The following is a 13055-nucleotide window of genomic DNA, read 5'->3' on the forward strand; positions in this document are numbered from 1 at the left end:
CGCTGGCCAGCCGGTGTGGGTTCCCAACCTCGTGCCGCCGCTGCGCCTCGGGGGCAGGGTTGACCCTCGCCTCCTGGCCCAGGAAGAAGCGGTACCCCCGGAAATGGGCGTGCCCGGTCCTCTTTGCGAAGTGCCGCCTCTTCTTCGGTCCACTTCCACTTCCGCTTTGCCATCGCCGCTTGACATTCAGAATCTGCCCCGGGCCTTCGTACCGGGCCACACAGCGGCTTGGGAAGTCAGTGAAGGCCGAGGCGCCGAATGCATCAGGTTGTTGATCCTGCTCTTCGCGTCGCCGCGAGCGGTCGAGCCGGGAAGCGGTTGAGTCCCGGACGCCGATCCGGGACTCAACCCGTCGATTTGATGCGAGAGGAGCACCAACCGCACTGGGGCGGTGGTACTGGAACAGGCGGCGAGTCGTCAGGTTGCCGTCTGCGGTTGTACCGCCCCCACCTTCGCCGTCGTCCCCCGGCCCGGCTGCCGCAGCAGCAGGGCCACCCCCGCCGCCAGCATCGAGATGCCGCCGGCCAGGGCGTAGGCGCCGTTGTAGCCCCAGGCGCCGACCACCATGGAGCCGAGGCCGCCGCCGAAGAGGCCGCTGACGAGTTTGCCGCTGTAGACCAGGCCGTAGTTGGTGGCGTTGTAGTTCTCGCCGAAGTAGTCCGGGGTGAGGGCGGCGAACAGCGGGTAGAAGGCGCCGCCGCCGAAGCCGGACAGGAAGGCGAAGAACAGGAACAGCCACTCGCTCTTGACGTCACCGGCCCAGATGACGCCGAACTGGGCGAGGCCGAGGACGACGATGACGAAGACGAGGGTCGGCTTGCGGCCCAGGCGGTCGGAGAGCCAGCCGACCACGCCGCGGCCGATGCCGTTGATGACCGCCATCACGCCCATCGAGGAGGCCGCGACCAGGGGGCCGAAGCCGACGTCCTTCGCGAAGTCCACCTGGAACGAGATGCCGAAGATCGAGACGCCCGCTGTCATGACGATGGAGATCCACATCAGGGGGAGCATGCCGGTGCGGATCGCCTCCTTCGGCGTGAACTGGCGTACCGCGGGCGGGTTCTTGGCGAGGGCCGCGCCGGTCCTGGTGTCGCTCGCGTGCGTGAGCGGATCGACGTCGGCCGGCCACCAGTTCTTCGGCGGGTCCTTGAAGAAGAACGCGGTGACCAGGACGACGACCATCACGTAGGCGCCGATCAGGTCCAGGACGCGGTGGTAATTGGCCGTGTCGAAGGCGTAGTTGAAGATGAAGATGAAGGGGAGCGAGCCGTACGCGAAGCCGCCGTTCACGAAACCCGTGCGGGCGCCCCGGCGTTCGGGGAACCACTTGCCGACCATGTTGATGCAGGTCGCGTAGACCAGGCCGGAGCCGAGGCCGCCGATCACGCCGAAGCCCAGGATCGCCAGCCATATCTCGCTGATGTGCGACAGGGCCAGGAAGCCGATCAGGCACATCCCGGAACCGGTGTACATCGCTCGGCGCGCGGTGAGGATGCCCTTCTCGCGCAGCCAGCCCGCCGGGAAGGCGATGCCGGCCTGGAAGAACACCCAGACGCTCAGGATCCAGAACGTGTTGGACTGCGTCCAGCCGTGCGCGTGGGACAGGGTGTCCTCCGCGGAGCCGTACGCGTACTCGAAGACGCTGATGGCCATCATGGCTATCCACGGCAGGTACACCATGATGTTGCGGGAGTGGCCGAGGATGTCCCGGTCGGTCTCGCCGATCCGGTACACCCGGCCGCGCGCGTCCGTGACCTCGCGGTACGAACGTCGTCCGGCGTCGGTGCTGTTCGTGGCTACAGGGTCTGCCGTCATGTCACGCCATCTCCTCGCCGAGCGGCTGCGGGTTGGGGACGATGCGCCGGGCGCTGGGCCTGCCCGGTGCCTTGAGGAAGAGGGCCAGTACTGCGGAGGCCAGGCCGACGGAGCCCGCGAGCACGAACGCGCCGTGGTAGTCCCACTCACCGACGACGACCGCGCCCAGGCCGGAGCCCACCAGGCCGGATATCAGCTTGGAGCTGTAGACCATCCCGTAGTTGGTGGCGTTGTTGTTCTCACCGAAGTAGTCCGCCGTCATGGCCGCGAAGAGCGGGAAGATCGCCCCGCCGCCGAACCCGGAGACCATGGAGCAGAAGAGGAAGAACGGCATGCTGTGCATCTGGCCGGAGACCAGTACGCCGAACTGTGCCGTGCCGAGCACGATGCAGACGATGATGAGCGTGTGACGGCGGCCGTAGCGGTCGGAGATCCAGCCGATGACGCCGCGTCCGGTGCCGTTGACGATCGCCTTCAACGACATCGCGGTGGCCACGATCCCGCCCGCGAACCCCATGTCCTTGCCGAACGGCACCTGGAAGGCGATGCCGAAGATGTTGATGCCGGCCGTGCAGAGCAGGCAGAACCACATCATCCACAGGACCGGCGTACGGGCCGCCTCCCTCGGGGTGTACTGCTTGACCGCAGGAGGGTTCTTCTCCAACGCCCTTCGTATCTTGGGATCCTGAGTGGCCTTCAGCGGGTCCACGTGCGGCGGCCACCAGTTCTTCGGCGGGTCCCTGAAGAACCAGCCGGCCGACGCCACCACCAGACACAGTCCGATGCCGACCGAGGACAGCAGGACCTTGTAGTTGCCCAGGTCGAGGACCGAGGTGAACAGGAACACGAACGGCACCGACCCGTAGGCGAAACCGCCGTTCACGAAGCCCGTCTTGCCGCCCTTGCGCTCCGGATACCACTTGCCGACCATGTTCACGCAGGTCGCGTAGACGAGACCGGCGCCGATACCGCTGCACATGCCGAAGCCGAGATAGGCGACGACCACGTTCGGCGCGAACGCCAGCGCCAGATAGCCCAGCAGCGTGCCGGCCGCGCCGATCAGCATGGCCGTACGCGCGGGGAGCCGGCCGCTCTCCCGCAGCTGCCCGGCCGGGAAGGCCACGGCCGCCTGGAAGAACACCCAGACGCCCATCAGCCAGAAGATGTGCCCGCTGCTCCACAGATGCGCCTCGTGCAGCGTGTCCTCCGCCGACGTGAACGCGTACTCGGCGGAGCTGATGCCCATCATGCCCACCCAGGGCAGGATGACCATCCATTTCCGTGTCCGGCCCATGAGATCGACATCGCGTTCGCCGATCCGGTACCTGCGGCCGTTGCGGTCCGTCACCTCCCTGAAGGGGACGGACGCCGATAGATCGATGGATGACATGTTCGCTCAGCACCCCTTGCGTCGAAAGCTCTGGCCAGCGCCCCCTGTCCAATGCCTTTCGTGCGCGCACGGGTCCCGGGGCCGGCCGGGGACGCGCTCCGCCGGCCGGCCCCTTCCTCGGCTACGTCATGACCCGCCCCCCAACCGTCCGCTCCCCAACAGCCCGGCCGCCCGCGCCCAGCGGTACTTGGCGCCGAGCACGGCCACCGGCCGTTCGGTCGTGTACGGGTACGCCACGACCCCCCGCTCGTACAGGTACTGGCAGGCCTCCTCGACCTCGACGTCCCCCGCGAGCGAGGCGACGACCGGCTTCTCGATGCCCCGCTCCCGGAACTCCGCGACCACCCGCGCGGTCAGCTCCGCGAACACCATCGGCGGGGTGACGATGGTGTGCCAGTAGCCGAGGACGAGCGCGTGGATCCGCGGGTCCTCCAGGCCCAGCCGGATCGTCGCCTCGTACGTCGACGGCGGCTCGCCGCCCGTGATGTCCACCGGGTTGCCGGCGGCGCCGAAGGGCGGGATGAAGCGGCGGAACGCCTCGTCCAGGTCCGGCGGTATCTCCATCAGGGACAGGCCGTTGTCGGTGATCGCGTCGGACAGGAGGACACCGCTGCCGCCCGCGCCGGTGATGATCACGACGTTGTCGCCCTGCGGGGCCGGCAGCACCGGCAGGCCGCGCGCGTACTCCAGCATGTCGTTCAGGCCCGGCGCCCGGATGACGCCCGCCTGCCGCAGGATGTCGTCGTACACCGCGTCGTCGCCCGCGAGCGCGCCCGTGTGCGAACCGGCCGCCTTGGCCCCGGCCGCCGTACGCCCCGCCTTGAGGACCACAACAGGCTTCTTCGGTACGGTGTTTCGCGCCGCCTCGACGAAGGCGCGGCCGTCCTTGAGGTCCTCCAGGTGCATGGCGATGCACTCGGTGTGCGGGTCCTCGCCGAACCAGGTCAGCAGGTCGTCCTCGTCCAGGTCCGACTTGTTGCCGAGGCCGACGATCGCCGACACACCCGTCTTCGTGGTGCGCGCGAAGCCCAGGATCGCCATGCCGATCCCGCCCGACTGGGACGTCAGCGCCACCCCGCCCTTCACGTCGTACGGCGTGCAGAACGTGGCGCACAGGTCCTGCCAGGTGGAGTAGTAGCCGTAGATGTTCGGGCCGAGCAGCCGGATGCCGTAGCGCTCGCCGATGGCGACGATCTCTTCCTGGAGCTCGTGCTCGCCGGTCTCCGCGAAGCCGGAGGGGATCAGGACGGCGTTGGGGATCCGCTTCCGGCCCACCTCCTCCAGCGCCGCTGCCACGAACTTGGCGGGAATGGCGAAGACTGCCACGTCCACCTCACCGGGAACGTCCGTGACACTCTTGTACGCCTTGCGGCCCAGAATGTCATCGGCCTTGGGGTTCACCGGATGGATCTCCCCGGCGAAGCCGCCGTCCACGAGGTTGCGCATCACCGAGTTGCCGATCTTGCCCTGCTCGTTGGAGGCGCCGATCACGGCGACGGAGCGGGGCTGCATCAGCCGGCGCATGGAGGTCAGGATTTCGTCGCGCGTGTACTTCCGGCGCGGCGCCGGCTGCTGCTCGGCGAGGATGATCCGGATGTCGGCGGCGACCGCGCCCTCCGGGGTGGCGATCACCGGGTTGAGGTCCACCTCGGCGATCTCCGGGAAGTCCGCGACCAGTTGGGAGACCCGGCGGATCTGCTCGGCGACCGCCCACCGGTCCACGCCGGCCTGACCGCGCACCCCGTGCAGCACCTCGGCCGCCTTGACGGAGTCCAGCATCGACAGCGCCTCGTCCGCGGTGACCGGCGCGAGCCGGAAGGTCACGTCCTTCAGCACCTCGACCAGCACCCCGCCCAGCCCGAAGGCGACGACCTTCCCGAAGGTGGGGTCGGTGACCGCGCCGACGATGACCTCCGTGCCCTTCGGCAGCAGCTCCTGGACCTGGACGCCCTCGATCTTCGCCTCGGCGTCGTAGGCCCTCGCGTTCTCGACGATCCGGTGGAAGGCCGCGCGCACGTCCGCCGCGCCCTCCACCCCGACGACGACCCCGCCCGCGTCGGTCTTGTGCAGGATGTCCGGCGAGACGATCTTCATCACCACCGGCCCGCCGAAGCGGGCCGCGTACGCCACCGCCTCGTCGACGTCGGCGGCCAGTTCCTCGCCCGGTACGGCGATCCCGTACGCGTCGGCGATCACCTTGCCCTCCGGCGCGGTGAGGGCGGTACGACCGTCCGCCCGCACGGCGTCGAGGAGTTCACGGACCCGCAGCTCCCGGTCCTCTGCCATCACGTCAGATCACCCCGTTCGACTTGAGCAGGCGCAACTCTTCCTCGCCGAGGCCGAGTTCGCCGATGTAGACCGCTTCGTTGTGTTCGCCCAGCAGCGGCGAACTGGTGACGTCGACAGGGGAGTCGGAGAGCTTGAGCGGGCTGCCGACGGTGACGAACTCGCCGCGCTCGGGGTGCGGGACGGTGACCACCATCTCGTTGGCGACCAGCGACTCGTCCTCGATGATCTCCCTGGTGGACAGGATCGGCCCGCACGGGATGTTGTGGGCGTTGAGCCGCTCCAGCACCTCCCACTTGGGGAGCGTCGAGGACCACTCCTCGATCAGCTGGAACATCTTGTTCAGCTTGGGCAGGCGGGACTCCGGGGTCGCCCACTCGGGGTCGTCCGCGAGCTCCGGCCGGCCGATCAACCCGGTGATCGGCTGCCAGCCGACGGGCTGCACGATGACGTACACGTAGTCGTTCGGGCCGCCCGGCGCGCACTTGACCGCCCAGCCGGGCTGGCCGCCGCCGGAGGCGTTGCCGGAGCGGGGCACCTCGTCGCCGAAGTCGTCGTTCGGGTACTCGGCGAGCCGGCCGTGCGTGAGCCGCTGCTGGTCGCGCAGTTTCACCCGGCAGAGGTTCAGTACGGCGTGCTGCATGGCGACGTTGACGCGCTGGCCGCGGCCGGTGTGCTCCCGCTGGAAGAGTGCCGCCAGTATTCCGGCTACTGCGTGCACTCCGGTGCCCGAGTCGCCGATCTGCGCGCCGGTGGCCAGCGGCGGCCCGTCCTCGAAGCCGGTGGTGGCCATCGACCCGCCCATCGCCTGGGCGACGACCTCGTACGCCTTGAAGTCGGTGTACGGGCCTTCGCCGAACCCCTTGATGGAGGCGTACACGATCCGGGGGTTGATCTCCTTGATGCGGTCCCAGGTGAACCCCATCCGGTCGACCGCGCCAGGCCCGAAGTTCTCCACCATCACGTCCGAGCGGCGGATCAGCTCGGTCAGGAGCTCCTTGCCGCGCTCGGTCTTGGTGTTGAGGGTGATGCTCCGCTTGTTGCAGTTGAGCATCGTGAAGTAGAGGGAGTCGACGTCCGGGAGGTCGCGCAGCTGCTTGCGCGTGATGTCACCGCTCGGCGCCTCCAGCTTGACCACGTCCGCGCCGAGCCAGGCGAGCAGCTGGGTGGCGGAGGGTCCCGACTGGACGTGGGTCATGTCGAGGACGCGTATGCCCTCAAGTGCCTTGGTGGTCATGGGCGTTCCACCTCACTTGTACATGGTCTGGTTCATGGTTCCGGGGGCGTACGCGTCCGGGTCGACCCAGACGTTGATCAGCGACGGCTTGCCGGACTCCCGGGCCCGGCGCAGGGCGGGGCCGATGTCGGCGGGGTCGCGGACCTCCTCGCCGTAACCGCCCAGCATCTGGGCGAACTTGTCGTAGTGGACGTCCCCGAGGGTGTTGCCGACCCGCTCGCGCTCCTTGCCGTACTTGGCGGCCTGGCCGTAACGGATCTGGTTCATCGAGGAGTTGTTGCCGACGATCCCGACGAAGGGGAGGTCGTAGCGGACCAGGGTCTCGAAGTCCCAGCCGGTGAGAGAGAAGGCGCCGTCGCCGAAGAGGGCGACCACCTCCTTGTCGGGGCGGGCCTGCTTGGCGGCGAGCACGAAGGGGACGCCGACGCCGAGGGTGCCGAGCGGGCCCGGGTCCATCCAGTGGCCAGGGGACTTGGGCTGTACCACTTGCCCCGAGAAGGTGACGATGTCGCCGCCGTCGCCGATGTAGATCGAGTCCTCGGTGAGGAAGTCGTTGATCTCGCTGACCAGGCGGTACGGGTGGATGGGGGAGGCGTTTGACCTCAGCTGCGGCAACCGCTTCTCGATCGCCGTCTGTTCGGCGGCGCGCAGCTCGTCGAGCCACTCCTTGCGCCTGGAAGCACCACCGTTGACGCGGCCGGAGACGGCCTCGGTCACCGACTTCAGGACCAGGCCCGCGTCGCCGACGATCCCGAGGTCGATGTCCCGGTTCTTTCCTACCGTGCGGTAGTCGAGGTCGATCTGGACGACGGTCGCGGTGGGGGAGAGGCGCTTGCCGTAGCCCATACGGAAGTCGAAGGGGGTCCCGACTATCACGATGACGTCGGCGTTGGAGAAGGCGTACCGGCGGGAGAGCTGGAAGTGGTGCGGGTCGCCGGGCGGCAGGGTGCCGCGCCCGGCCCCGTTCATGTACGCCGGGATGTTGAGGGTCCGTACCAGCTCTATGGCGTCTGCGGTGCCGCGGGTCGTCCAGACCTGGCTGCCGAGCAGGATGGCCGGTTTCTCGGCGTGCACGAGGAGGTCGGCGAGCTTCTCGATCGCCTCGGGGTCGCCGGCCGAGCGGGTGGAGGCCCGGTAGGCGCCGGCCTTGGGGATGCGGGCCTTCGCGGCCGGGACCCTGGCGTCGAGGACGTCGCGGGGTATCTCCAGGAAGGAGGGGCCGGGCGCGCCGTGGTAGCACTCGCGGAACGCCATGGAGACCATGTCGGCGGCGCGGGCGGTGTCCGGTACGGTCGCCGCGAACTTGGTGATCGGCGCCATCATGTCGACGTGCGGCAGGTCCTGCAGGGACCCCATCTTGTGCTGGGTGAGTGCCCCCTGGCCGCCGATCAGCAGCATCGGGGACTCCGCGCGGAAGGCGTTGGCGACCCCGGTGACGGCGTCGGTCGTACCCGGACCGGCCGTGACGACCGCGCAGCCGGGCCTGCCGGTGATGCGCGCGTAACCGTCGGCGGCGTGGGCGGCCACCTGCTCGTGGCGGACGTCGACGACTTCTATGCCCTCGTCGACGCAGCCGTCGTAGATGTCGATGATGTGGCCGCCGCACAGGGTGTAGATGCGGTCGACCCCCTCGGCCTTCAGCGCCTTGGCAACGAGATGACCACCGGAGATCACGTCCTGGGTGTCGTCGGGCATGGCGAAGTCCTGTCCCTTCGTAGGGGGTGGGATGCCGTCTTCGTATATTGCATACAGTCGACGAATACTGTATGAACCTTGTTATCCCGCATCCGGTGGGTGGTGTCCAGGGGGCGTGCGGCACTTTTAAGACAGGAGCCGAAATGGACCTGTACGAACACCAGGCAAGGGAACTCTTCGAGGAACACGGCATCGTGGTACCGAGGGCCGAGGTCACCGACTCGCCCAAGGAGGCCCGGGAGATCGCCCGCCGGCTCGGCGGCAGGGTCGTCGTGAAGGCGCAGGTCAAGACCGGTGGCCGGGGCAAGGCGGGCGGCGTGAAGCTCGCCGCGGACCCGGCCGCGGCGGAACTCACGGCGCGTCAGATTCTCGGCATGGACATCAAGGGGCACCCGGTCGGCAAGGTGATGCTGGCCCAACCCGTCGACATCGAGAGCGAGTTCTACGTCTCCTACGTCCTCGACCGGGCGGCCGGCGGCTTCCTGGCGATCGCCTCCGCCGAGGGCGGCATGGAGATCGAGGAGGTGGCCGCGACCCGGCCGGAGGCGGTGGCACGGGTCCGTGTCGACCCCGCGGTCGGCGTCACCTCCGCCAAGGCCCAGGAGATCGCCGCGGCCGCCGGACTGCCGCCGCAGACCGTCGACGTCCTCGTACGGCTCTGGCAGGTGCTGGTCCGCGAGGACGCGCTGCTCGTCGAGGTGAACCCGCTCGTGCGCACCGAAGAGGGCCGGATCCTGGCGCTCGACGGCAAGGTCACCCTTGACGACAACGCCCGCTTCCGGCAAGCCCGTTGGGGATCCGACGAAGCCGGGCACCCCGACCCGCTGGAGGCGGCGGCCGCCGCGAAGGGGCTCAACTACGTCAGGCTCGACGGCGAGGTCGGCATCATCGGCAACGGCGCGGGCCTGGTGATGTCCACCCTGGACGTGGTGGCCGGCTGCGGCGCGCGGCCCGCCAACTTCCTGGACATCGGCGGTGGGGCGTCCGCCCAGATCATGGCCGACGGACTCTCGGTGATCCTCTCCGACCCGGCCGTGAAGTCCGTCTTCGTCAACGTCTTCGGCGGGATCACGGCGTGCGACGCGGTCGCCGACGGCATCGTCCGGGCCCTGGAGACCGTCCGGCTGACCAGGCCGCTGGTGGTCCGTCTCGACGGCAACAACGCGGCACGCGGCCGGGCGATCCTCGACGGCCGCGCGCACCCGCTGGTCGAACAGGCCACCACCATGGACGGCGCCGCCCGCCGCGCCGCCGAACTCGCCCACACCGCCTGAGGAGTTCTGTCATGGCGATCTATCTCACCAAGGAGAGCAAGGTCCTCGTCCAGGGCATGACCGGCGGCGAGGGCATGAAGCACACCCGCCGGATGCTCGCGGCCGGCACGGACGTCGTAGGCGGGGTCAACCCGCGCAAGGCCGGGCAGACCGTCGACTTCGACGACCGTGCCGTCCCGGTCTTCGGCACGGTCACCGAGGGCACGGCGGCGACCGGCGCCGACGTCAGCGTCGTCTTCGTGCCGCCGGCCTTCGCCAAGGCAGCGGTGCTGGAGGCGGCCGACGCCGGTATCGGGCTGGCGGTGGTGATCACCGAGGGCATACCGGTCCACGACTCGGTGGCCTTCACCTCGTACGCCCGGGCCAGGGGCACCCGGATCATCGGTCCCAACTGCCCGGGGCTGATCACCCCCGGCCAGTCCAACGCGGGCATCATCCCCGCCGACATCACCAAGCCCGGCCGGATCGGTCTCGTCTCCAAGTCGGGCACGCTGACCTACCAACTCATGTACGAGTTGCGGGACATCGGCTTCTCCACCTGCGTGGGCATCGGCGGCGACCCGGTCGTCGGGACGAGCCACATCGACTGCCTGGGCGCCTTCCAGGACGACCCGGACACCGAACTCGTCGTCCTCATCGGGGAGATCGGCGGCGACGCGGAGGAACGGGCCGCCGCCTACATCCGGGAGCACGTCACCAAGCCGGTCGTCGGCTACATCGCCGGGTTCACCGCACCCGAGGGCCGCACCATGGGGCACGCGGGCGCCATCGTCTCCGGTTCGGCCGGCACCGCGCGGGCCAAACAGGAGGCGCTGGAGGCGGTCGGGGTGCGGGTGGGGAGCACGCCGACCGAGACCGCCCGGCTGGTCCTGGAACTGCTCGACGCGCGACAGCCGGAAGGGAGCTGAACCATGGCTCTTGCCGAGAAACCCGGCACCGCCTGGGACGACGCCTGGCGGCGCTGTCTCGCCGTCGCCCCCGAGGCCTTCCGCGACGACCGCGTCCTCAACCTCTGGGCCGCCGCCTGGCGGCCCGACGGCCGCCCGCTCCCCGCGACCAGCCCCGTCGACGGCAGCCCCATAGCCGGCGCCCCACGCCTGGACCGGGACACCGCCCGCCGGGCCGTCCGCGCCTGCCTCGACCAGCACCGCGCCTGGCGGCACGTCCCCCTGGCGGAGCGCCGGGCCAGGGTGGCCGCCACCCTGGACGCCCTGACCGAACACCGCGAACTCCTCGCCCTCCTCCTCGTCCGCGAGATCGGCAAGCCCTGGCGGCTCGCCCAGGCGGACGTCGACCGGGCGATCGACGGGGTGCGCTGGTACGTCGACGGCATCGAGCCGATGCTCGCCGGGCGGGCCCCGCTGGACGGGCCGGTGTCCAACATCGCCAGCTGGAACTACCCGATGAGCGTGCTCGTTCACGCGGTACTGGTCCAGGCTCTGGCGGGCAACGCGGTGGTGGCGAAGACCCCGACCGACGGCGGGGTCGCCTGTCTCACCCTGGCCTGCGCGCTGGCCGCCCGGGAGGGCCTGCCGGTGACGCTGCTCAGCGGCAGCGGGGGCGAGCTGTCCGAGGCGCTGGTGCGGGCGCCGGAGATCGGCTGCGTCTCCTTCGTCGGCGGCCGGGACACCGGGGCGGCGGTGGCCACGGCCGTCACCGACCTAGGCAAACGGCACGTACTCGAACAGGAGGGACTCAACACCTGGGGCATCTGGAACCTCACCGACTGGACCGCGTTCACCGCCGTCGTCCCCAAGCTCTTCGACTACGGCAAACAGCGCTGCACCGCCTACCCGCGCTTCGTCGTCCAGCGAGAGCTGTTCGACGAGTTCCTCGCCGCCTACCTCCCAGCGGTCCGGGGTCTGCGGATCGGCCACCCGCTGGCGGTCTCCGACCCCGCCGACCCGCTCCCCGAACTGGACTTCGGGCCGGTGATCAACGCGGCCAAGGCCAAGGACCTGACCGACCAGGTGGCCGAGGCCGTCGACCGCGGCGCCGTCCCGCTGCACCGCGGCAGCCCGGCCGACGCCCGCTTCCTGCCGGGCCAGGACACCGCGTCGTACGTCCACCCGGTCACCCTCCTCAACCCGCCCCCGTCCTCCCCCCTCCACCACGCGGAACCCTTCGGCCCGGTCGACACGATCGTCCTGGTCGACACCGAGGCCGAACTGCTGGCCGCCATGAACGCCTCCAACGGCGCGCTGGTCGCCACGCTCTCCACCGACGACGAGCCCACCTTCGCGCGGCTGGCCCCGCAGATCCGCGCCTTCAAGGTCGGCCACGGAAAGCCACGCTCCCGCGGCGACCGCGACGAGCTCTTCGGTGGCTTCGGCGCGTCCTGGCGGGGGGCCTTCGTCGGCGGGGAGCTGCTGGTGCGGGCGGTGACGCAGGGACCGGCGGGGGAACGGCTGCCGGGCAACTTCCCGGAGTACCAGCTCATGCCGTGACGGCGAGCACCGGGGCGATGACCTCCTCGGCGAGCCGGTGGGCCACCCCCTGCGGATAGGGGCGCGGCAGGCTCAGCACGATGTGGTTCATCCCGGCACGCACCAGGGCGGTGACCGTGGCACGGGTCACCGCCGGGTCGTCGTACGACACCAGGACCTGGACCGAGCGGACGATCTCCGCCGGATCCCGGCCCAGTTCGGCGCAGTGCGCGTCCAGCACCCTGGCTCGCTCGGCGACGAACTCCACGGTGTTGTGCGGCGGCCCGGGCACGTTCCAGACATCCGCGTGCTCGGCGGCCAGCCGCAGCAGCCGGGTGCCCCAGCCGCCGATCAGCAGCGGGGGCCCCGGGCGCTGCACCGGTTTGGGCTCGTTGCGCGTTCCCCTGAGCCGGTAGTGCGCACCCTCGAAGTCGAAGACGTCCCGCGTCCACATCAGCCTGAGGATCCGTACGGTCTCGTCGAGCCGGGCGATGCCCTCGGCCGGCGGCACGAGCGTGAGGCCGTACGCCTCGTACTCCGCGACCGCCGGATTCTCACCGGCGATCCCGCCCGCCCCGGGCGGCTGATGCGTGCCGCCGACGCCCAGCCCCAGGACCAGCCGCCCACCGGAGATCACGTCCACGGTGGAGGCCATCTTGCCGAGCAGGGCGGGCGGCCGGATCCGGTTGCTCGTCACCAGCAGACCGAGCCGCAGCCGCCCGGTCTGCGCGGCCAGCGCGGCGAGCAGCGTCCAGCCCTCGTGGACGGCGCCGCTCTTCGGCCCGGCCACGGGCAGCAGATGGTCCCAGAGCCAGGCGTCCGCGATCTCCGGTATTGCGTCGGCCTCCTGCCAGACGCGGCGGATGTCGTCGTAGGGGACGTGCATGGGTGTCGTCTTGATGCCGAAGCGCACGGTCGTCGTCATGACCGTC

The 13055-nt window shown here is 70.0% G+C and carries 9 protein-coding genes; 3 read left to right on the forward strand and 6 right to left on the reverse strand.

Annotation, left to right across the window (positions count from 1 at the left end; genetic code table 11):
- Positions 1-417 precede the first annotated feature (417 nt).
- From KVT45_RS47610 to KVT45_RS47630, 5 genes are all read right to left on the reverse strand, one after another.
- Positions 418-1815: an OFA family MFS transporter gene (locus KVT45_RS47610; protein WP_217557978.1), complete on the reverse strand. Its 1398-nt coding sequence runs from the start codon at positions 1813-1815 to the stop codon at positions 418-420.
- A gap of 1 nt (position 1816) precedes the next feature.
- Positions 1817-3205: an OFA family MFS transporter gene (locus tag KVT45_RS47615; RefSeq protein WP_217557986.1), complete on the reverse strand. Its 1389-nt coding sequence runs from the start codon at positions 3203-3205 to the stop codon at positions 1817-1819.
- A gap of 126 nt (positions 3206-3331) precedes the next feature.
- Entirely contained in the window at positions 3332-5491 is a 2160-nt protein-coding gene (locus KVT45_RS47620; protein ID WP_217557996.1) for an acetate--CoA ligase family protein, read from the reverse strand.
- A gap of 4 nt (positions 5492-5495) precedes the next feature.
- Positions 5496-6728 (reverse strand): formyl-CoA transferase, encoded by a 1233-nt coding sequence (gene frc / locus KVT45_RS47625; RefSeq protein ID WP_217558006.1) that lies wholly within the window; start codon positions 6726-6728, stop codon positions 5496-5498.
- Between the two features lie 12 nt (positions 6729-6740).
- Positions 6741-8423 carry a thiamine pyrophosphate-binding protein gene (locus KVT45_RS47630; RefSeq protein WP_217558014.1) on the reverse strand — a complete coding sequence of 561 codons (1683 nt, stop codon included), beginning with the start codon at positions 8421-8423 and terminating at the stop codon, positions 6741-6743.
- Between the two features lie 143 nt (positions 8424-8566).
- Between KVT45_RS47630 and sucC the strand changes: the two genes are divergently transcribed.
- Genes sucC through KVT45_RS47645 form a run of 3 tightly spaced genes read left to right on the forward strand, consistent with a single transcriptional unit; the run spans position 8567 to position 12144 of the window.
- Positions 8567-9697 (forward strand): ADP-forming succinate--CoA ligase subunit beta, encoded by a 1131-nt coding sequence (gene sucC, locus KVT45_RS47635; RefSeq protein WP_217558024.1) that lies wholly within the window; start codon positions 8567-8569, stop codon positions 9695-9697.
- An 11-nt stretch (positions 9698-9708) separates the two neighbouring features.
- Positions 9709-10605, forward strand: a complete 897-nt coding sequence (sucD, locus tag KVT45_RS47640; RefSeq protein ID WP_217558039.1) for a succinate--CoA ligase subunit alpha — start codon at positions 9709-9711, stop codon at positions 10603-10605.
- A 3-nt stretch (positions 10606-10608) separates the two neighbouring features.
- Positions 10609-12144, forward strand: coding sequence for an aldehyde dehydrogenase family protein (locus tag KVT45_RS47645; protein ID WP_217558047.1), 1536 nt, complete (start codon positions 10609-10611; stop codon positions 12142-12144).
- Here KVT45_RS47645 and KVT45_RS47650 read toward each other — a convergent pair.
- Positions 12134-13048, reverse strand: a complete 915-nt coding sequence (locus KVT45_RS47650) for an LLM class flavin-dependent oxidoreductase (RefSeq protein WP_217558057.1) — start codon at positions 13046-13048, stop codon at positions 12134-12136. The two genes, KVT45_RS47645 and KVT45_RS47650, sit on opposite strands and share 11 nt — an antisense overlap.
- Positions 13049-13055: the final 7 nt, after the last annotated feature.

It is taken from the genome of Streptomyces sp. GbtcB6, from assembly GCF_019091475.1.
GTDB classification, from domain to species: domain Bacteria; phylum Actinomycetota; class Actinomycetes; order Streptomycetales; family Streptomycetaceae; genus Streptomyces; species Streptomyces hyaluromycini.

Coding starts and splice junctions, on each gene's coding strand:
- KVT45_RS47610 (WP_217557978.1), bottom strand. CDS start 1,815: ATGACGGCAGACCCTGTAGCCACGAACAGCACCGACGCCGGACGACGT.
- KVT45_RS47615 (WP_217557986.1), bottom strand. CDS start 3,205: ATGTCATCCATCGATCTATCGGCGTCCGTCCCCTTCAGGGAGGTGACG.
- KVT45_RS47620 (WP_217557996.1), bottom strand. CDS start 5,491: ATGGCAGAGGACCGGGAGCTGCGGGTCCGTGAACTCCTCGACGCCGTG.
- frc (WP_217558006.1), bottom strand. CDS start 6,728: ATGACCACCAAGGCACTTGAGGGCATACGCGTCCTCGACATGACCCAC.
- KVT45_RS47630 (WP_217558014.1), bottom strand. CDS start 8,423: ATGCCCGACGACACCCAGGACGTGATCTCCGGTGGTCATCTCGTTGCC.
- sucC (WP_217558024.1), top strand. CDS start 8,567: ATGGACCTGTACGAACACCAGGCAAGGGAACTCTTCGAGGAACACGGC.
- sucD (WP_217558039.1), top strand. CDS start 9,709: ATGGCGATCTATCTCACCAAGGAGAGCAAGGTCCTCGTCCAGGGCATG.
- KVT45_RS47645 (WP_217558047.1), top strand. CDS start 10,609: ATGGCTCTTGCCGAGAAACCCGGCACCGCCTGGGACGACGCCTGGCGG.
- KVT45_RS47650 (WP_217558057.1), bottom strand. CDS start 13,048: ATGACGACGACCGTGCGCTTCGGCATCAAGACGACACCCATGCACGTC.